The 19,631-nt window shown below is 65.3% G+C and carries 18 protein-coding genes; 5 read left to right on the plus strand and 13 right to left on the minus strand.

Features of this window, described 5'->3' with window-relative positions:
• Position 1: 1 nt before the first annotated feature.
• The 4 genes from J8I29_RS11805 to coxB all read right to left on the minus strand — a co-directional run bounded on the left by J8I29_RS11805 (position 2) and on the right by coxB (position 3,876).
• A complete protein-coding gene (locus J8I29_RS11805; protein WP_245196888.1) occupies positions 2-247 on the minus strand; it encodes a hypothetical protein in 246 nt (81 codons plus the stop codon).
• The gene (cyoE, locus tag J8I29_RS11810) at positions 244-1,161 is read right to left on the minus strand and encodes a heme o synthase (protein WP_209431946.1); all 918 of its coding nucleotides are present in this window, start codon (positions 1,159-1,161) and stop codon (positions 244-246) included. The genes J8I29_RS11805 and cyoE overlap by 4 nt, the downstream gene beginning before the upstream one ends.
• Positions 1,162-1,344: 183 nt before the next feature.
• Positions 1,345-2,976 (minus strand): cytochrome c oxidase subunit I, encoded by a 1,632-nt coding sequence (gene ctaD, locus J8I29_RS11815; RefSeq protein ID WP_105862471.1) that lies wholly within the window; start codon positions 2,974-2,976, stop codon positions 1,345-1,347.
• Between the two features lie 33 nt (positions 2,977-3,009).
• Positions 3,010-3,876 (minus strand): cytochrome c oxidase subunit II, encoded by an 867-nt coding sequence (gene coxB, locus J8I29_RS11820; protein WP_245196889.1) that lies wholly within the window; start codon positions 3,874-3,876, stop codon positions 3,010-3,012.
• A gap of 366 nt (positions 3,877-4,242) precedes the next feature.
• Here coxB and J8I29_RS11825 point away from each other — a divergent pair, with 366 nt between their 5' ends.
• Complete coding sequence (locus J8I29_RS11825; protein ID WP_209431947.1) at positions 4,243-4,785, plus strand: invasion associated locus B family protein; 543 nt, start codon at positions 4,243-4,245, stop codon at positions 4,783-4,785.
• Positions 4,786-4,981: 196 nt separating this feature from the next.
• Here J8I29_RS11825 and J8I29_RS11830 read toward each other — a convergent pair whose 3' ends face one another.
• Positions 4,982-6,634, minus strand: coding sequence for an acyl-CoA dehydrogenase family protein (locus J8I29_RS11830; RefSeq protein WP_209431783.1), 1,653 nt, complete (start codon positions 6,632-6,634; stop codon positions 4,982-4,984).
• Positions 6,635-6,831: 197 nt separating this feature from the next.
• Between J8I29_RS11830 and J8I29_RS11835 the strand changes: the two genes are divergently transcribed.
• Together J8I29_RS11835 and J8I29_RS11840 are read left to right on the plus strand one after the other, a co-directional pair.
• Positions 6,832-8,235, plus strand: a complete 1,404-nt coding sequence (locus J8I29_RS11835) for an MATE family efflux transporter (RefSeq protein ID WP_209431784.1) — start codon at positions 6,832-6,834, stop codon at positions 8,233-8,235.
• 31 nt (positions 8,236-8,266) lie between these two features.
• Positions 8,267-8,956: a DUF937 domain-containing protein gene (locus J8I29_RS11840; protein ID WP_209431785.1), complete on the plus strand. Its 690-nt coding sequence runs from the start codon at positions 8,267-8,269 to the stop codon at positions 8,954-8,956.
• A 112-nt stretch (positions 8,957-9,068) separates the two neighbouring features.
• Here J8I29_RS11840 and J8I29_RS11845 read toward each other — a convergent pair whose 3' ends face one another.
• Positions 9,069-9,377, minus strand: a complete 309-nt coding sequence (locus tag J8I29_RS11845; protein WP_181161153.1) for a DUF1127 domain-containing protein — start codon at positions 9,375-9,377, stop codon at positions 9,069-9,071.
• Positions 9,378-9,624: 247 nt separating this feature from the next.
• Between J8I29_RS11845 and J8I29_RS11850 the strand changes: the two genes are divergently transcribed.
• Positions 9,625-10,503, plus strand: coding sequence for a LysR substrate-binding domain-containing protein (locus tag J8I29_RS11850; RefSeq protein WP_105862465.1), 879 nt, complete (start codon positions 9,625-9,627; stop codon positions 10,501-10,503).
• 1 nt (position 10,504) lies between these two features.
• Positions 10,505-10,834 (plus strand): cupin domain-containing protein, encoded by a 330-nt coding sequence (locus J8I29_RS11855; RefSeq protein ID WP_209431786.1) that lies wholly within the window; start codon positions 10,505-10,507, stop codon positions 10,832-10,834.
• A 46-nt stretch (positions 10,835-10,880) separates the two neighbouring features.
• On the opposite strand, the gene J8I29_RS11860 is transcribed toward J8I29_RS11855, so the two are convergent.
• The 7 genes from J8I29_RS11860 to J8I29_RS11890 all read right to left on the minus strand — a co-directional run bounded on the left by J8I29_RS11860 (position 10,881) and on the right by J8I29_RS11890 (position 19,603).
• Positions 10,881-11,306: a hypothetical protein gene (locus J8I29_RS11860; RefSeq protein ID WP_209431787.1), complete on the minus strand. Its 426-nt coding sequence runs from the start codon at positions 11,304-11,306 to the stop codon at positions 10,881-10,883.
• A gap of 15 nt (positions 11,307-11,321) precedes the next feature.
• Positions 11,322-12,869, minus strand: coding sequence for a c-type cytochrome (locus J8I29_RS11865; RefSeq protein WP_209431788.1), 1,548 nt, complete (start codon positions 12,867-12,869; stop codon positions 11,322-11,324).
• 44 nt (positions 12,870-12,913) lie between these two features.
• On the minus strand, positions 12,914-14,350 hold the full coding sequence (locus J8I29_RS11870) for an NADH:flavin oxidoreductase (protein WP_105862461.1): 1,437 nt from the start codon (positions 14,348-14,350) through the stop codon (positions 12,914-12,916).
• Positions 14,347-15,246 carry a hypothetical protein gene (locus tag J8I29_RS11875; RefSeq protein WP_209431789.1) on the minus strand — a complete coding sequence of 300 codons (900 nt, stop codon included), beginning with the start codon at positions 15,244-15,246 and terminating at the stop codon, positions 14,347-14,349. Before J8I29_RS11875 ends, J8I29_RS11870 begins: the two co-directional genes overlap by 4 nt.
• Position 15,247: 1 nt before the next feature.
• On the minus strand, positions 15,248-17,080 hold the full coding sequence (locus tag J8I29_RS11880; RefSeq protein WP_209431790.1) for a peroxidase family protein: 1,833 nt from the start codon (positions 17,078-17,080) through the stop codon (positions 15,248-15,250).
• Between the two features lie 254 nt (positions 17,081-17,334).
• Positions 17,335-18,552 carry an ROK family transcriptional regulator gene (locus tag J8I29_RS11885; protein WP_209431791.1) on the minus strand — a complete coding sequence of 406 codons (1,218 nt, stop codon included), beginning with the start codon at positions 18,550-18,552 and terminating at the stop codon, positions 17,335-17,337.
• 127 nt (positions 18,553-18,679) lie between these two features.
• Positions 18,680-19,603, minus strand: coding sequence for a DMT family transporter (locus tag J8I29_RS11890; RefSeq protein ID WP_209431792.1), 924 nt, complete (start codon positions 19,601-19,603; stop codon positions 18,680-18,682).
• Between the last annotated feature and the right edge of the window lie 28 nt (positions 19,604-19,631).

The raw sequence follows: 19,631 nt of genomic DNA on the forward strand, positions 1-19,631 counted from the left end.
TCTAGAACCCCTTGTCGAGAACGCCGGGGCCCTTGACGAAGCTCACGGCATAGACGAGCAGCACGAAGGCGATCAGGGCGGCGGCGATCGCGATGGAGCGCCAATGCAGCTTGCGTGCCTGGTCGGGCGCCAGCCGGGCGACCCAGCTGTCGCGAGGCGGACGCTGATAGGCGAGGGGGCGGAACAGGATGATCAGCAGCAGGATGATCAGGGCCGGACCGATGAACCACAGATGATGTGCCATCATGCCAGGATCCTCATCACCAGCGCCTCGCCGAGCAGGCAGGCGAACAGCACGAACAGATAGAGGATCGAGTAGCCGAACATGCGCTTGGCCGGTCCCATGTCGCCGGGCTTGCGCCAGATGTCGACGGCGAGGCCGAGCATGCCGAGCCCGCCGAGGCCCGCGACCACGCCATAGCTCCAATGGGCATAGCCGAGCAGCCAGGGCAGCATGCCGATCGGGGCCAGCAGCACCGTGTAGATCAGGATTTGGCGCCGGGTCTCGTGGTCTCCCGCCACCACGGGCAGCATCGGCACGCCGGCCTTTTCGTAGTCGCCCGACTTGAACAGCGCCAGGGCCCAGAAATGGGGCGGGGTCCACATGAAGATCAGGGCGAAGAGGACGAGGCTTTCCACCGTCACCGTGCCGGTCACCGCGGCATAGGCGACGACCGGGGGCAGGGCGCCCGCCGCGCCGCCGATGACGATGTTCTGCACCGTCCAGCGCTTGAGCCACATGGTGTAGATCACGACGTAGAAGAAGATGGTGAAGGCGAGCAGGCCCGCGGCGAGGAAATTGGTGAAGACGCCGAGCGCCAGCACCGACAGGCCGGACAGGATGATGCCGAAGGCGAGCGCTTCGCCCGGGCTGACGCGGCCGGCCGGAACCGGGCGGTTGCGCGTGCGCGACATCACGGCGTCGATGTCGGCGTCGTACCACATGTTGAGGGCGCCGGAGGCACCCGCGCCGACCGCGATGGCGATCAGGGCGGCAAGGCCGATGACAGGATGGATCTGGCCGGGAGCCACGATCATGCCGGTGAGGGCGGTGAAGACCACCAGCGACATCACACGCGGCTTGAGCAGGGCCAGGAAGTCGCCAACCGACGCGATGCTGATCACGGGGACAGCATCGTCAGCCTCGCCTTGGATGGGCATGCCGATATCGGTCAATGAACGTTCCTTCTCGTCGTACCGGCCTCGGCCGGCTGCCTTTGGGGCTGGTTGCTTGCTGGAGACTTCCTCGCGGGAAGGCTCGAGCAGGAAACCGCGGGAGTTGTGGAGGCAGGAGGGCGGCCGTCGAAGCGGCCGCCCTCCCGAAAGCTCAGGCGTTCGAGGGGCTCAGCGGATGCGGGGCAGCGTCTCGAACTGGTGGAAGGGCGGCGGCGAGGACAGCGTCCATTCCAGGGTGGTGGCGCCTTCGCCCCAGGGATTGGCGGCCGCCTGCTCCTTGCGGACGAACACCGCGTAGAAGTTGATGGCCAGGAACCAGATCACGCCGCCGAAGAAGATGAAGGCGCCGAGCGAGGAGACCAGGTTCCAGCCGGCGAAGGCCGGGTTGTAGTCGACGAGGTGGCGGGGCATGCCGGCAAGGCCCAGGAAGTGCTGCGGCATGAACAGCATGTTGGCGCCGACGAAGGCGATCCAGAAATGCACCTGGCCCATCCAGTCGGGGATGACATAGCCGAACATTTTCGGGAACCAGTAGTACCAGCCCGCGAAGATGGAGAAGACCGCGCCCAACGACAGCACGTAGTGGAAATGCGCCACCACGTAATAGGTGTTGTGCAGCGAGCGGTCGACGCCGGCATTGGCCAGCATCACGCCGGTGACGCCGCCGACGGTGAACAGGAAGATGAAGCCCGTCGCCCACACCATGGGCGCCTTGAAGTCGATGGAGCCGCCCCACATCGTGGCGATCCAGGAGAAGATCTTCACGCCGGTCGGCACCGCGATCACCATGGTGGCGAACACGAAATAGGCCTGCGTGTCGACGTCGAGGCCGACGGTGTACATGTGGTGGGCCCACACGACGAAGCCGACGACGCCGATGGCGACCATGGCATAGGCCATGCCGAGATAGCCGAAGATGGGCTTGCGCGAGAAGGTCGAGATGATGTGGCTGACGATGCCGAAGCCGGGGAGGATCATGATGTAGACTTCGGGATGACCGAAGAACCAGAACAGATGCATCCACAGGATCGGGTCGCCGCCATTGGCCGGATCGAAGAAGGCGGTGCCGAAGTTACGGTCCGTCAGCAGCATGGTGATGGCGCCAGCGAGGACGGGCAGCGACAGCAGCAGCAGGAAGGCGGTGACCAGCACGCCCCAGGCGAACAGCGGCATCTTGTGCAGCGTCATGCCGGGCGCGCGCATGTTGAAGATGGTGGTGATGAAGTTGATGGCGCCCAGGATGGAGGACGCACCGGCCAGATGCAGCGACAGGATGGCGAAATCCATCGCCGGTCCGGGCGTGCCCTTGATCGAGGACATCGGCGGATAGGCCGTCCAGCCCGTACCGACGCCGAGGTCGTCGGCGCCGGGGCCGCCGGGCACGAACATCGAGATGATCAGGAGGCCGAAGGCCGGGATCAGCAGCCAGAACGAGATGTTGTTCATGCGCGGGAAGGCCATGTCCGGCGCGCCGATCATCAGCGGTACGAACCAGTTGCCGAAACCGCCGATCATCGCGGGCATGACCATGAAGAAGATCATGATCAGGCCGTGGGCGGTCACGAACGCATTGAACGTGTAGGGGTTGGTGAAGAATTGCTGGCCCGGGAACATCAGTTCCGCGCGCATCGCCACCGACAGGAGGCCGCCAATGATACCCGCGACCAGCGCGAAGATCAGGTAGAGCGTGCCGATGTCCTTGTGGTTGGTCGAATAGACATAACGGCGCCAGCCGGTCGGATGATCATGCGCGTCATGGGCATGATCGTCATGCGCCGATGCGTTGTGGGCAGTGGCCATCACATTCAATCCTTTAGTCGAGCCGTCAGGCCGTTACTTTACTACGACGGAGGTCGCGGCTGCGACCTTGTCCGGGGCGGCGCCGTTCATTGCAGTCTTCTTGCTGGCCACCCACTTCTGGAACTCCTCGTCGCTCACCACGCGGAAGGCGATCGGCATGAAGGCATGGTCGCGGCCGCAAAGGCGCGAGCACTGGCCATAATACATGCCTTCGCGGGTGGCCTTGAACCAGGTCTGGTTCAGGCGGCCGGGAATGGCGTCGATCTTGATGCCGAAGGAGTTCACCGAGAAGGAGTGAATCACGTCGTTGGAGGTGACCTGCACTACCACCGTCTTGTTCACGGGCACGACCACCTCGTTGTCCACCTTGAGCAGGCGCAGCGGATCGCTCATGGGCAGGTCGCGCACCATGGTGGACGAGAAGGAGATGTCGCCATTGTCGGGATATTCGTAATCCCAGTACCACTGGCTGCCCGTCGCCTTGATGGTCAGGTCGGCCTTCGGAATCACTTCCTCCATATAGAGGAGCTTGAACGAAGGCAGGGCGATGCAGACCAGCACCAGGATCGGCAGCACCGTCCACGCCACCTCCAGGATGGTGTTGTGTGTGACCTTGGAGGGGACCGGGTTGGCCTTCTTGTTGAAGCGGATGATCACATAGAGCAGCAGGACCATCACGAAGAGGGTGATGGGGACGATGAACCACATCACATAGGTATGGAACCAGTTGATATATTCCATCACCGGCGTGGCGGGTTCCTGCAGGCCCATCTGCCAGGGCTGCGGCTCGCCGAGGCCGCCCTTGGCGGCCTCTTCGGCGCTGGCCGTGCCGATGATGAGGCCCCACAGCAGCGATGACAGTGCCACCCCGCCCATTTTCTTCCTAGCCTGGAAAGCCATCCGCCTTCTCTCCAATTCCCCGCCGACACGACGCAGCCCATACGGCACGTGATACGCCACCTGGCTCGTTACCGGTCGGGAGCGCCAATCGCGCAAAACTCTCTGGCGCGCAGATTTCACGGATTGGAACTCATGTAAAGCACACGGTCACTCAAAAACCACAATCCACAGCGCATCGCAATGGTTCGACGTCCACGGTTTGTGCGGCAATTGGGCGCGAAAGCGCCATGATGTGCCGTCAACTTGGGCCGGACGCCGTCGCGGCGCCATGCTTGACAGTCAGGGCCTGTCTGCTACCCGTCGCGACAGAAATCCAAACCGGGCCCGCGGGCCCTGATTCGGCGAGGATGTACCTTGTTGGCACACATGCTGAAACATGCGCTTGCGACCCCGCTGCGACGGGTTGCCGGCCTTTCCCTTGCGGGCCTGCTGGCGGCTGCCGTGCTGGGCGGTCCTGCCGCCGCACAGCAGACCGATCAGCTCGGCGTGCTGCGCTCGACCCACGACAACTGGCAGGTGCGCTGCGATACCCCGCCGGGAGCCCAGCAGGAACAATGCGCGCTGGTGCAGGCCGTCACTGCGTCCGATCGCCCCAATGTGGCCCTGTCGGTGCTGGTGCTGCGCACGGCCGATCAGAAGAGCCGCCTGCTGCGGGTGATCGCGCCGCTCGGTGTGCTGCTGCCGTCCGGCCTCGGCCTCAAGATCGACGGCAAGGATGTCGGCCGCGCCGCCTTCGTGCGCTGCCTGCCGACGGGCTGCCTGGCCGACGTGGTGCTCGACGATTCCCAGATCGGCATGCTGCGTACCGGCAAGGAAGCCACCTTCATCATCTTCCAGACGCCGGAAGAGGGCATCGGCATTCCCCTGACCCTGAAGGGCTTTGGCGAAGGTTTCGACAAGCTGAAATGAAGTCGGAAGGCATCGGCCTTCGATTGTTGCAGCTGAGGCTGGGACCGCGGACATCCCGTCTACCTCTGCCTTTCCGGCGAGCATCCGTTTCCACTGGGGCGGTCGAGGCGTTCACGGTCCCAGCCGGCTGCTCCGCTCTACGCCATTGGCGGCGTTTACCAAGTTTCGAGAATACTGGCGCAGCCGGCACTCGATGCTACAGGGAAGGTTCCACTCTCGCCCGATCCAGAATCGGCTGCAGGCTCAGGCCGGCCGGGAGGGCGCCGTAGCAGCCGCGCATTCCGCCATCGAGGCGTCCGGCCACGAAAGCTTCCGCCATTGGCGCAGGGCCGTGGCGGAGCAGGAGCGAGGCTTCCAGCGCCAAAGCGAGATCTTCCACCAGGCGGCGGGCCAGCGCCTCCTGCATGCCGCCGGCTTGCATCGCTTTCTCGATGGCGGCGACGAAGGCGTCGTAGCGCCGATCCAGCCCCTGCGCTGCCTTTAATTCACCGCGCAGCGCCGCGACGGCCGCGGGCTCCTTGCCGAGCGCGCGCAGCACGTCGAGTGCGTTGACGTTGCCGGAGCCCTCCCAGATCGCATTGACGGGAGCCTCGCGATAGAAACGGGCCAGCGGCCCCTCTTCCACGAAGCCGTTGCCGCCGAGACATTCCAGCGCCTCATAGCTGTGATTGGGGAGGCGCTTGGTCACCCAGAACTTGGCGATGGCCGCACCGATGCGCGCGAAGGCGGTCTCCTCCGGCGTCTTGCCGTCGAAGGCGCGGGCCACGCGCATCACCAGCATGGTGGCCGCTTCCGCCTCGATGACCAGGTCGGCGAGGACCGGCTGCATCAGGGGCTGTTCGATCAGGAGCCTGCCGAAAGCGTGGCGGTGGGCGGCGTGGTGCACGGCCTGCACCGCGCATTGGCGCATCATGCCGGCGCAGACCAGGGCGGCGTCGAGCCGGGTCTGGTTGACCATGGCCATGATGGTCGCGACGCCGCGGCCCTCCTCGCCGATACGCCAGGCCAGAGCGCCGGCATATTCGATCTCGGCCGAGGCATTGGAGCGATTGCCGAGCTTGTCCTTGAGGCGCTGGATGAAGATGGGATTGCGGGTGCCGTCCGGCCGCCAGCGCGGCACGAAGAAACAGGCGAGCCCGCCGGGGGCCTGGGCCAAGGTGAGGAAGCCGTCCGACATCGGGGCCGAACAGAACCATTTGTGTCCGGTGAGTTCGTAAAGATCTTCGCCGAGCGGTCTGGCGAGGGTGGTGTTGGCGCGGACATCGGAGCCGCCCTGTTTTTCGGTCATCGCCATGCCGATGGTCGCCGCCGCCTTCTCGGCTGCCGGGCGGGCCGAGCCGTCATAGGCATCGGCCCGGATGAGCGGGCCCCATTGCCCGAAGAGGGCGGGTGCCTGGCGCAGCACGGCCAGGCTCGCGCCGGTCATGGTGATCGGACAGCACACGCCGGGCTCGATCTGGGTCAGCATATACTCCAGGACAGCATGGGCGACGAAGCCGCCGGCCCGCCCGGAAGCGGGCAGGGAATGGATGCCAGCCTCCAGGCCGCGGGCCATCAGGGCATGATAGGCGGGATGGAATTCGACATGATCGATGCGCTGGCCGAAACGGTCGAAACTGTGCAGCTCCGGCGTATGCCGGCCGGCGGCCTCGCCGAGCGCGATCGTCTCGGCGCTGCCGATCGAGGCCCCGAAGGCGCTCGCGGCGTCCCGGGCCCAGCCGGCGCCCTCGCGGGCGAGCGCTGCCTGCAGGCCTGGATCGCTGTCGAACAGGTTGTAGTCGAGCAAAGGCGGGACCTGATTGGTCACCTGATGGGTCGGCAGGTCGGCGATCGGCTCTTGCGCAATCATGGCTGGGCTTCCTGACTGCCGGCCAAACTATCGCGTGGGAGCATCTCTGGCGAGGGGGGAGGAAGGGCAGGGGTTTTCCGCTTGATGATATCGGCCTATATCGGTGCCCTTCGCCCATGCTGGGCAATGGGGTGTACGGATCGTCCGGCCTTCGAAGGCCGCAGGGAGGTCTGTGCTCCCCGGGAATTGGACTGAAAATGCGCCATCCTCAAGCCGATGACGACGCCACGCCCGCCGAGGCGTCGGCGCAGCCGGCACCTCTGTCGCCGACGCCAAAGTTCGTGACCGGCTCGATCATGCGCCACGTCGTGGTGATGACCACGACGGGCTCGATCGGGCTGATGTCGGTGTTCGCCGTCGACCTCATCAACCTGTGGTACATCGCCCATCTCGGCGACACCGCGGCGACGGCGGCGGTCGGCTATGGCGCGGCGGTGCTGTTTCTGGCGACCTCGATCTGCATCGGCGTGATGATCTCGGCCGGCGCTCTGTGCTCGCGTGCATTGGGGGCCCATAATCGCGCGTTGGCTCGGCGCTACGGGGCGTCCATCCTGGTGTGGATGATCCTGATCAACACCCTGGTGGCGGCTGTTGCCCTTCCGCTGATTCCCTGGCTGCTCACACAGCTGGGCGCCACCGGCCGCACGCTGGATCTGGCCACCATCTTCCTGCAGATCAGTGTGCCGAGCGGCCTTCTCATGGGCAGCGGCATGGCGCTCTCCGGCGTGCTTCGTGCGGTCGGGGACGCCAGGCGCTCGATGTATGTCACGCTGTCGGGGGCCATCGCCGCGGCGATCCTCGATCCCATCTTCATTCTCTGGCTCGGCCTTGGTGTCGAGGGAGCGGCGATCGTCATCGTGATCTCGCGGCTGGTTACCGTCTGGGTCGGCTGGTACGGCGCCTCCCGCGTGCACGATCTGGTGGGCCGGTTGTCGCTGCGCGAAGCGCTCGCCGACACCAGGCCGATCATGGCGATCGCGGGCCCGGCCATGCTCGCCAATCTCGCCACCCCCGTGGCGAATGGCTACATGACGGCCGTGCTGGCTCCGTTCGGCGATGGTGCCGTGGCGGGCAATGCCGTGATGGGACGTCTGATCGCGTTCTGTTTCGGGGGGATCTTCTCGCTCTCGGGTGTGGTGGGACCGATTCTCGGTCAGAATTACGGCGCCGGCCGGCTCGATCGGGTGCGCCGCACCCTGACCGATGCCTTCACTTTCACGACGATCTATGCGCTGATCGTGTGGGCGGTGCTGGCCGCCGCGCACCAGCTGGTGATCCGCCTGTTCAACATCGTCGATCCGCAGGCTGCCCAGCTCATCACCTTTTTCTGCCTGTTCGCGGCAGGGTCGTGGGTCTTCCACGGGCTGCTCTTCGTTGCCAATGCTTCCTTCAACAATCTCGGCTTTCCGATCGCTGCGACCCTGTCCAACTGGGGCAAGGCGACGCTCGGTACCATTCCCTTTGCCATCATTGGCGCAAAATATTGGGGAGCGGAGGGGGCTTTGGCCGGGCAGGGACTTGGCGCGGTGATCTTCGGCGTGTTTGGTGTATGGTGGGCCTATCGTTCACTGCGGTGGCTGAAGGTCCCCGGACAGGGCTGAGAGCCACAATGGCGGTGGCATGGGAAGCGGCATGAACACACTATTCGATCTATTGAACACCGCGCAGAACGGGCAGGCGATCGACAATCTGGCCCGCCATTTCGAGCTCAGCCAGAAGCAGGCCATGGCGGCAGCCGAGGCGCTGATGCCGGCTTTCTCGCTCGGCCTGAAACGGCAGGTGGAGAAAGCGAAGACTGCCGCCGAACCGCCGGATTTCTTCGGCCTGTCGGGTGTGCCGCAAGTCGATAGCTTCCAGGACGCGGCGCTGGCTTTCACCCAGCAGGCGACACAGCAGGGCCAGCGCGTGATGGCAGCCCTTTTCGGTACGCCCGAGATGACGAAGGCGCTTTCCCAGCTCGCCGCATTACAGAGCGGCGTCGCCGCCCCGGTGATCGCCGCCATGCTGCCGTCCGTGGCGTCCATCTTGGTCAGCGGCCTGGCGCGGGCAGCCGTGCCGCCGGCGCCCAGCCATCCATTGAGCGAGATGTTCGATGCCATGATGCGGGCCTTCCAGCCTCCGCCGGCCAAGCCGGCACCCTGGTTCGACAACAGCGCTCTGGCGGCGCTGTGGGCGCCGTTTCTCGCGCCGATGCCGGCCCCTGCTCCCAAGAGCGACGCCGAAGCGATGATGGATCAGATGCTCGAGGCGGGCAGCCAGCTCCAGAAGGCACAGGCCGATGCGATGCAGTCGCTGCTCGAAACCTGGTTCGGCAAGAAATAATGAAGCCGGCATGAAAAAGCCCGCTTCAGACGAAGCGGGCTGAGGTGCGGAAGTCACGCTTCCGGGGCGTTCTGCCGCAGGGGAAGCGGCCAGAAGTCGTGCCGGTCAGGCATCAGGCGTGCAGACCGACGAAATTGTCATGCTTGGCGGCCTTGGCCGAGCTGCGCCAATCCATCTGCGCCGCGACGAGCTGGGCCGACGGATCGCGCCAGAGCGGCTGCGACAGGGCGCCTTCGACATCGGTCGGCGTCAGGCCGAGATCGCGCAACATCGCCGCATCTGCAGTGGCCAACTGGTTGATTTCCCGGCGATTGTGAAGCGCGACGGCGAGACCGGCTACCTTGCCGAACACAGCGCGCACCGTCTCGACGAAGCTCGAGACGAAAGAGGAAGACTGGCTGTTTACGACAACGCTGTTCATCGGATTCTCCATCGGGCGGCCGGTGATGCTGCGCTCCCGGATGGAACGCTCCATTCATCACCAATACTGAACGGTAACACTATGAAACATCGGTATTGATCAATCCAACGAATGTTTCTAATGTTCAGCATAAGCGATTGTTATCGTACTCCTCGATGGCGGATCGAGGCACGCCCCTCATGAGGCCGAGCCGGCGGAGTAGGAAACGGCGTTCTCGCTAAAACATACTTGCTCGAGGGAGGGGCCCATGGCCGTGCTGCTGGATATCGATCAGCTCAGGACCTTCATCGCCATCGCCGAAACGGGCAGCTTCACTCGCGCCGCCGACATCGTCTTCAAGACGCAATCGGCCGTTTCAATGCAGATGAAAAGGCTGGAGGAGCGCATCGGCAAGCCGATCTTCGAGCGGGACGGGCGAGCCTCCAGATTGACGGAAGACGGCGACAAGCTGCTCGACTATGCGAGGCGCATCGTCAAGCTCAACATGGATGCGGTCTGTGCCTTCTCCCAGAACGAGCTCACCGGGCGCGTGCGCATCGGCATTCCCGACGATTACGCAGACCGCTATCTGCCGGAGATCATGGCGCGTTTCTCGCAGGCCAATCCCCGGGTCGAGGTGACCATCGTCTGCGAGCCGACGCCGATGCTGATCGAACGCATCAACGCCAATGATCTCGACCTCGCCATCATCACCCATGTCGAGCACAAGGGAACGGCCGAATTCGTGCGGCATGAACGCCTGCTTTGGGTGACTTCGAGCCGGCACCAGGTCCACACGGAAACACCGCTCCCGCTTGCGCTCGGCCGCCCGAGCTGCGGCTGGCGGCAGGCGGCGCAGGAAAAGCTGGAAACGATCAATCGCGGCTATCGCGTGCTCTATTCGAGCTGGAACTCCACCGCGGTCGGCGCCATGGTCCTTGCAGGCCTTGCGGTCTCGGTGCTGCCGGAAAGCGCGCTGAGGCCCGGCATGCGCGTCCTCGGTCCAACCGACGGCTTCCCGCCATTGCCCTCCTGCAAGATCGGCCTGGTGCGCAACTGGCGTGAGCAGACCTCGCTCACCGATGCGCTCGCAAGCCTGATCATCCAGAGCCTGGACAATCTCGCCCAGAACGAAGCGGCGGAATAGGATGACGGACTGGCTCAAGTCCCTTTCCTATTTTCGTGACAATCTCGGCGCTGACGGCAAGCCTTTCTTCACGGGCATGGCGCATGGCTCGATGACGGTGGAGCTCTACAAGCCTGTCGGCCGTGATCTTCAGATGCCGCATGCCCAGGACGAGCTCTATATCGTGATTGCCGGCAGCGGCACCTTCTCGAAGGCCGGGGAATTGCGGCCGTTCGCGCCGGGAGACGTGATCTTCGTCGAAGCCGGCCTCGAGCATCGCTTCGAGAGTTTCAGCGAGGACTTTGAGACCTGGGTGATTTTCTGGGGTCCGAAGGGCGGCGAACCCGCCTGATTTCGGTGCGTTCAAACCGCGCTCGTCAGCGGGTGCCGGCTGACCGTCAGGGATGCGTCATCAACTGGGCGGTCAGCAGACGCCGGTAGAGCAAGGCGAGCACCACGGCGAAAAAGCCGTCGAACAGCGCGAACCATAGGAAGCCGCCGCCACAGAAGAGCCAGATCAACGCCATCCACAGGCGGCCGCCGATGCCGATGAGATTGGGCGTCCGGGCGAGCAATGGTCTGAACCAGCCGGGAACATACAAGGCGGTGACGAGCAGCAGCGTGGCGCCCCAGCCGCGCTCCCAACCCACCGGAACGGCTTCCGGCAGACCCGCCATCTGCGAAACCCAGCCGGGGCAGACGATGCAGGCGAGCCCGATCAGCACATGCACGGCCATGTTGAAGCCGAGCACGAGCCGGTAGCTGCGCAAGGCCCTGGCGGCTTGCGCCATGGTCCATCCGAGGGTGAGAGCCTGATCGGTCATGGCTGGGGTCTCCGGTCAGAAGGTGAGCAGATAGGCAAGCAGGTCCGATTTGGCCGACGCCGGCAGATCGGTGCCGTAGAGATGACCGTCCTTGCCATTGCCGGCCTGCGTGGTGTCGAAGCAGAAGCCGGCCGCCGGCGGTGGGCCCTTGGGGTCGCAGGGCGGCGAGACGAAGCCGCCATTGACGGCATCGATCACGTCGCTGCCGCGCAGATAGGCGGAGGGACGCTGGGCGGCTGGTGCCAGCAGATCCTTCAGCGTGGGAACGGCGCCATTGTGCAGATAGGGCCCGCGCAGCCACAGGCCGTCGAGCGGCAGATTGGCGTAGCCATCGGTCTTTTCGAAGGACCTGAAGGCATAGGGCGTGCCGGCGAACAATTCGGTGAGCTGCCTTTGCCGGAAGGCCGGCGTGTAGCTGTCGAGGCGTGCCCTGTCGGTGCCGAGGCGCTCGATGGGATCGACCTTGCCGATCGCCTCGCCCCGGAATTGGTAGCCCGCCGCGTCCTGCTCGCCATGGCAGGAACTGCAGCTGTCCTCATAGATGGAGCGCCCCCGCGCGACGGCGTCGGCATCCGGCCGGTTGGGAGAGGCTGGCGGCTTAAGGGTGAGCAGCCAGTCGGCAACGCGCTTGATGGCGGCATGGTCGACCGTCTCGGGGGTGACGCCCGCGCCGAGCGCCGCCGAAAGATTGCGTTCGGCCAGCGAGGTGTTGTTGCCGTCCCAATGCAGATGCATGCCCTCGCGGGGTCCCTGCTCGAAGACGGCGGGAAAATCGGCGGCGCCGATCGCCTCGGCGGTCGTCAGCGTCGAGGCGGGGATCTTCATCTGCACCACCTTGTAGGGATTGAAGGTGTCGACCCGGCCTGGTCCCCAGTCGGGCTGGCGGGCCAGCAGCGATTCGAGCCTTGCGTGCCGCGCGATCAGGCCCTCTCGCAGCGTGGGCAGCACGAGATAGCGCCAGGCGGTCTTCTCGACGAGGCCGAAGCGATGGCCGGCGGCTTCGGCCTCGGGAAGCAGCGTGTCCGGCGCCATGCGTTCGTCGCCGGCAGTCGACAGGATGAAACGCACGAAGCGTTCGAACTGCAGATTGTTGGATGGCATCGCCGGCACGATGATGCGGGCCCCGTCCGGGCTCAGGCGGTAGGTGCCGGTGTGGCAGACGGCGCAGTTGAGCCAGACCATGTCGACGCCGCGCACCGTCCGGCGCGAGACCCCGATCGGCAGGTCCCGCTGCCGCCCCAGGCTGTCCTTTTCATAGAGAAAGCCGAAGGCGGTGTAGTCGTCGCGCCGTTCGAACGCATCCGGAAACAGCCTGGGCAGGGCCTGCCAGACCCGGTAGGGAATGCCGCTTTCCGTCTCCGAGCCGATCGAGCCATATTTGAAATGCTCGATCACCTCGCCATAGCGGGGTGCGTCGTTGCGGGTGAAGAGGATGACGGCCGTCAAGGCGAGATAGACCACTGCCACCAGCGCAGCAATGAGCACGAGCCGCACCGGCTGCCATTTCCGGCGGCGTTGCGCCAATTGGCGCTCGACTTCGGTGACGAAATAGGAGTCCGGCATCGTGCATTTCCTCGGATGTGTTCGAGCGGCGGTCTCCGATCGGCTCAAGAAACGGGGTGAGAGGTTTTGCGTTTTCTCGCGGCTCTGATGGTGCTGGCCGACGCGGAAACCGGGCTCGAATCGGATAAACCCGCGCCGGGAATGACCAGATCGGGCTTGGTCGCATAGATCGAGTAGAGGGCGGCCAGCATGGCGTCGCGGTCCTGGAAGCGCTGCTCCTCGTAGCAGCCCAGCGGATTCTTGGCCGCGTTGACCAGACATTTGTTGCAATAGGTGCAGGGATTGGCCGGGCGATCGTGCCCGGCCTGCCATTGCCGCGGCAGATCGTTGTTGGCGATCAGGGAGCGGGCGATCGCCACGCCGTCGCACTGGCCGGAGGTGAGGGCCTGCCTGACTACCGAGGCGGTCTGGAAGCCGCCGGTGACTAGCACGGGGATGTCGAGGGCCTGCCTGAACTGGCGGGCCTCCTCCAGGCTGATGCCCTCGATGCCATGGCCCTTCTTCATGCGGAACCACAGCCAGCGGAAGATCGGGCGCAGGGCCGGATAGCGGAACAGCAGGAAATTGCGCAGGCCGTAGAGGCCGGAGGCGATCATGGCGTCATAGACGACCGCGAGCGTCTCGAGCGAGAGGTCGCCCGGCGGGTTGAGCGGATGGGGGAAGAGCGAACCGGTGGAGACATGGATGGCATCGACTCCCGCCGCCTGGCAGTAGCGGGCCACTTCGATGGTCTCGCCGATGGTGTTGCCCTTCTTCTCCCAGGGAATGACGTTGTTGCGATCGACCGCCGAAAGCTTGACCTGCAGGTGGAAATCCCGGCCGACATGACTGCGGATCGAGCGGATCACCTCCAGGAGGAAGCGCGCCCGATTGGGCAGGGAGCCGCCATAATGGTCGGTGCGGTCGTTGATGCCGGAGGAAAGGAACTGGGTGAAGAGGTAGCCGTTGGCCGCGTGCAGCTCGACGCCGTCGCACCCTGCCTCGCGTGCCCGCCAGGCGGCGCGGCCGAATTTCTCGACCAGGATGCCGATCTCGCCCGGCGTCATCGCCTGGGTCGGAAAACCGTGCAGGGTCTCGCGCGCATTGGTGGGGCTGGCCACCGGACGATGCTGGTTGGTGACGCCGGGCACGTCCATCTGCCGGCCGGAATGGCTGAGCTGCATGATGAAGCGGCAATCATGAACGTGGACGGCCTCGGCAATGCGGGCCCAGAGCGGAATGAAGGCATCGCGATGGTTGGTGGCATAGTTAGCCGCGATCCGCCCCTCGATCGCCACCGGCACGAAGGAGGTGATGATGGCGCCGACGCCGCCCGCCGCGAATTTGTTCTCCCAGTTGAGACGGGTCTGGGTGGGTGAGCCGTCCTCATTGTCCCAGCGTCCTGAGATGCTGGAGCGGAAGATGCGGTTCTTCACCGTGAGGCTGCGAAAATGCAGCGGCGTGAAGATCGGATCCTCGCCGGTTGACTCAGCTGGTCTCATGGCGCCTCGTCCTCGGTACGGGCCGCCGTCCAGATCGCTGCGAGCAGCCGGAACACGAAGCCGGAGGCCGGGCAGGCGCTCCAGGAGGCGGATTGGAAGGCGGTGGCGGGATCGAGCGTGCGCCCGGCGGCATAAGCGAGCTTGAATCTCACCAGAGCGCCGGGTTCCAGCGAGCCGCCGGGGATATCGGCGATGCCCTTGGCCTGGCGCAGCACCGAGTCCGGCGCGGTCAGCGAGGCGATCGCCGCCGCCGTGCCATCGAGGGCGAAGCGGCGGCCTGGGTCATCGTGATGGGCGCGCAGCCGGTCGAGGCTGGCCACCAGATTGTGCACGGCGATGCCGACCGCATGGATGGCGACCGGATCGCGCCCGACCGCTCCGGCCAGGATGTTCCTGTCGGCATGCAGCGTGCCGAACAGCGCCTGCTGCAGCCAGTGCAGCGGATTGGCGGTGCGGGCGGCGGCGTCGAAGCGGACGGCCGCGTCCCACAGGCGTTGGGCCTCCGCCTGCTGCGGCGTGAAGGCCGGATCGAATTGGCGGGCGATCAGGGCCTGCAGCGCCGGCCCGACCCGTTCGCGCGGGCCGGTGCCCCTGACATAGGCGACCAGCGGATGCTTGCCGGACAGCTCGGGCAGGACCGCTTCGTGCAACCTCGCGGCGAGGGCGGCCTGGACCGCCCGGCGTTCTTCGTCGTGGCGCGCCCGCATGGTGGGAAACGGGATGCCGTCGACGGCAAATATCCGGGTCAGCCGGCCGGACAGCAGTCGGTTGAACAAGGGTCCTGCCCTGCCATAGGCGCGGTCGAGACGGGGATCGCGGTCGATCGCGGCGATGGCTGCGGCGTCCTCGACTTCGAGGAGATCGATCAGCAAGGGGATGCGGATGCGGCGGGCCATCTCACCTGCTCGCCTTGGTCCAGGGGAAGAAGACGTTGCGCGTGGCGGCGAAGGCCGGCGCGAGCGCCGGGGTATGACGTTGCAGCACGGTGAGGAACGAGTTTTCCTGGACCCAGCGGAAACCGGCCGGCGTATAGACCTCGGGGCGGAAATCCTCGGTGAAGAAGCGGTCGCTCTTGAGGCGGCGCGAGGCCATCAGGATGAAGATGCGGAAGGCCGTGTCCGAAAAGCCGAAGCCGGGCGGCGAGCCATTGCGGGCATTGCTCTCGGCCAGCGTGCCGACCAGAAGGTCGACCTGCTCGACCGTGCCATAAACCTCGGCAAGCTCCGCGCGCCAGGCCGCATCATTGGTGAGTTCCTCGAAATTGCGCGGTACCGGGGCGCCGATCTGGCGCCGGAACTCGCAGTAACGCGGCACGCCGCGCTCGCGGTCACGCAGAATGTCGATAGCGGCGAGGTCGACGAAGACGTTCTCCTCCGCTCTCTTGTCGAGCCTTCTCAGCGTGTTGGGAAAATTGTGCAGCACCAGGGCGCCGGGATGGGACGTGCCAAGCGAATAGACGACGTTGAGAAAGCCGGCCTCTTGATAGACGGTGCGGGTCTTGCCCGCGAACACCTCGGTGAGGCCGCGCTCGAACAGGGCGCCGTCGTCTTCGTGACGGCGGAAGGAAAAATTGTCCGGCATCAGCGAATGCAGGCGGTAGCAGGCGGCGAATTCCTCCGTCATCGCATAGGGCGCCCCGTGATGATTCCTGGGGGAGCCGGGAATGCCCGAGAGAATCTCGCCGTCGCCGATCCGGCCGAAGCTGTTCTTGAAGGTCTCGCCGAGCAGCCCGAAATAGTTGCCCCGCATGGCAAAACGGCCGGATGGGGAGTTCATCAGGGCCGGGGTCCACTCCGCCGTGTGGATCTTGGCGAGCAGGGCGGCATTGACGAGGCGTGCCTTCTGGAACAGCCATTCGCCGGGCTTGTCGGGATGGTCGATGCGCAGACGGTCGACGATGGCGTTGTGCTCGCGGGCGAACAGCGTATGCAGTACGGAGAGGCCGATCCACCAATTGCCGTTGACGCCGGCCAGTTCCGATCCCGCCTGTTTGGCCTCGGTATCGACCGGCAGATGACCATGTTCGTCGAGATAGATCTTGCCGTCGGCGCGGATCGTGCCGGTGGCAGGATCGCTGCGGATGCGGGTCTGCAATGCGAGGCTGGAGCCATAGATCTGCGAGGCGTCCCACCAATGGCTTTCGGTGTTGGTGTAGGCGGCCGGCCGCCCCGCCCGATCCGCCTGCGTCACGTCGGCCGGGGTGCGCAGCACTTCCATCGTCTTCGTCGGCCAGTCGTCTCCGTCCGGAACGTCGAAGCGATGGGGATTTTCCTTCAGATTGGTGCCGTGGCTCAGCCAGTCATGCACCATGAACTGGATCCAGGCCGCCGCGAGCACATTCAGATGCGGCACGGGCACGAAGGCCTGTCGCGCCAGCAGCCTGGAACTGACCAGCCGCGGATTGGGCTCGTACAGGGTCGGCGCCACCTCGCCATAGGTCTTGTCCAGCGCGACGTTGCGGCCGAAGCGCGTCTTGGCCCGCCCCATCCAGGGCTGGGCCAGATCGTTGTAGCTGCCGTCGGCGGTGCGGAACCCGAGAATGTCGAAGCCATTGGCGGGTTCGGGGCGTGCCGGTGCGGTCTCGGTATCGAAGAGGTTGTTCTGCCTCAATATTCCCCTGCTGCCGAGCATGATGGCAACGCTCACAGGGAAGGGCCAGCGGTACCAGACGCCAAAGCGGCTCGTCACGCGCGCCAGCAGGATCAGCAAACGATCGGCAATTCCAGTCATCGCATCCCCCCTTTGTCAGCAATGATGGGCAGGAGGCGCAGGTTTGTCGACTTGGAATTCCCGGCGGGTCAGGCCTGAATCACGGTATTGTCACGGTATTTAACGCAATGAATTCTTCGGGATTGAAATCATCGTGGAATATTATACCTCGACGCGGAGGCTGCCGGAGCGTCTGCTTTGCTTTGTCTGATTTTTCGGGAATTTACATTGACGTAAGGGCAGGCCGTCGCGTCTTGCGCAAGTGGTCGCCGGGTTCAGGCAGCGCGCGGCCGCTGGTGCCGCAGAATGGTGCTCTCGATCGTTTCCGGGCGCGTCTGCATTTCGATCACGAGCAAAGCGGCTCCGAGCAGCAGCCCGGTGGGCAGATCGGACTGGGCCGGCGCGATGGTGAGATTGCGCGTGGCCAGCGGCAGCGAGCGCTGATAGACCAGCTCTCGGATGCCCGACATCAGGTCCTCGCCGGCCAAGGCGAGGGTCCCGCCGATCACGATCACGCTGGGATTGAGCACGCTGACCACGTCGGAGGTCACTTCGCCGAGTACACGCCCGGCTTCCCGCACCAGGCGCACGGCTTCCGGTTCGCCCGCCTGGGTCAGTGCGATGATGTCCCGGGCGGCCGAGGCCTCGATGCCATGGCCCCGCAGGTCGCGGGCGATGGCCCAGCCGGCGGCGCGTGCCTCGACGCAGCCGAGCTTGCCGCATCGGCAGAGCGGGGCGGGAGCGTGGGTGAGTTGGATATGGCCGATGTCGCCGGCCGCGCCCTGGGCGCCGCGATAGAGACGGCCATCGGTGATGATGCCGCTGCCGATACCGGTTCCCGCCTTGATATAGAGGAACTGGCCGACATTGGGCCAGAAACGCCGATATTCCGCCAAAGTCATCAGATTGACGTCGTTCTCCACCGCGACCGGCGCATCGAAATGCCGGCGCATCCAGCTCCTGATGTCGAAATCGTCCCAGCCGGTCATGACGGAGGGCCCGACGACACGGCCCCCCTCATGGTCGACCGGCGCCGGCAGGCCGAGACCGATCCCCAGCACGTCGCCGCTGTCGCGCCCGATCCCGGCGAGCAGCGCCCGGAACTGCTCGACGATCCAGCCGAGGACCGGCACCGGACCGCGGCGGATGTCGACGCTTCCCACCGCTTCCGCAAGGATTCGCGGCTCGAGATCGGTGATGGCCAGGCGTACATGGCTCTCGCCGATATCGGCGCAGAGCGTCACGCCGAAGGCCGTGTTCAGCCGGATCAGGCGCGCGGGGCGGCCACCGCTCGGCATCGCATCCGGCGCTTCCTCGATCAGCCCGGCGGCGAACAGGGCGGCCAGGCGCTCGGTCACGGTGGAGCGCGACAGGCCCGAGGCTTCGATCAGGGCGGAACGCGAGCGCGCCTTTCCTGAGGCGATCAGCCAGAGGATCGCACCGGCTCCGGCCGCCGAGCCCGTTTCCTGTCCCGACCTCGTGCTGTCCTTCACCGTGGCTCCTTCGCTGCCGGCCCTATTTCCCGCGGCCGGCAAGCTTATGACCAGAATCAGTCATAAGCCAGCGCTGGAACATTCTGTGAAAAGAAAGGCGGCTCTCCAATTTCCGTTGAATGTCTGGCTAGCGCCGCCCGGTCAGCATCAGCAGGTTGCCGGCGAGCACGACCGCGAGGCCGGTTATGGCCAGTGCGCTCCAGACATAACCCTCGAAGATCGTCGAAATGGCGAGGGCGACCACCGGGAACAGCACGGTGGAATAACCGGCCCGGCTGGCGCCGATGCGCGACAGCAAGGTGAGATAGGCGGCAAAGGCGGCGACCGAGGAGAGCAGGGCCGACCAGAGCAGCGCGCCGAGATAGGGCAGGCTGGGCTCGATGATGAAGGCCTGTCCGCGTGCGAGGCTGAAGACGAACAGGAAAAGCGTGCCGTAGACCATGCCCCAGGCGGTGGCGGAGGTCAGGGAAATGGCGCGTTTCTTGAGGCTGAGGGTCAGCATGTTGCCGAAGCAGAAGCTGAGGGTCCCGGCCACGCACAGGACGAGACCGGTGAGGGCTGCGCCCGAAAGATGATCGCCGGCCAGCTGCGGCGCGAACATCAGGCCGACTCCGGCAAAACCCATCAGGGCGGCGGCGATCGAGCGCAGGCTGGGTTTCTGCCCGAAAATCAGGGCGCTCAGCACGATGTTGAACACCGAGGCCAACGAAAAGACCACGGCGAGCAGGCCGGAGGGCGTCGACAGCCCGCCATAGTAGAAGCACAGGAAATTGGTGGAGAAGAGCAGCAGGCCGAGCCCGGCGAAGCGGAGATGGTCCTTCCAGGCAAAGGACATTGGGGCGCCGGACAGCACGGCCCAGCCCAGCATCATCACCGCGGCCAGCAGGAAGCGCCACAGCAGCGACACTTCCGGCGCGACGACGCCGAGCTGCAGGTGCAGGGCGATCCAGGAGGTTCCCCAAACGAAAACGACCCCGGCATAGAGGCCGAGATCGATAGCTCCGAGCGGCGCCGCGTCGCTCGGTCCTGCCTTCAAGGTCGTGCTGGTCATGCGCTCGATTATCGGGGGATTTGGCGGA

The organism is Labrys sp. LIt4, from assembly GCF_017813775.1.
GTDB classification, from domain to species: Bacteria; Pseudomonadota; Alphaproteobacteria; order Rhizobiales; family Labraceae; genus Labrys; species Labrys okinawensis_A.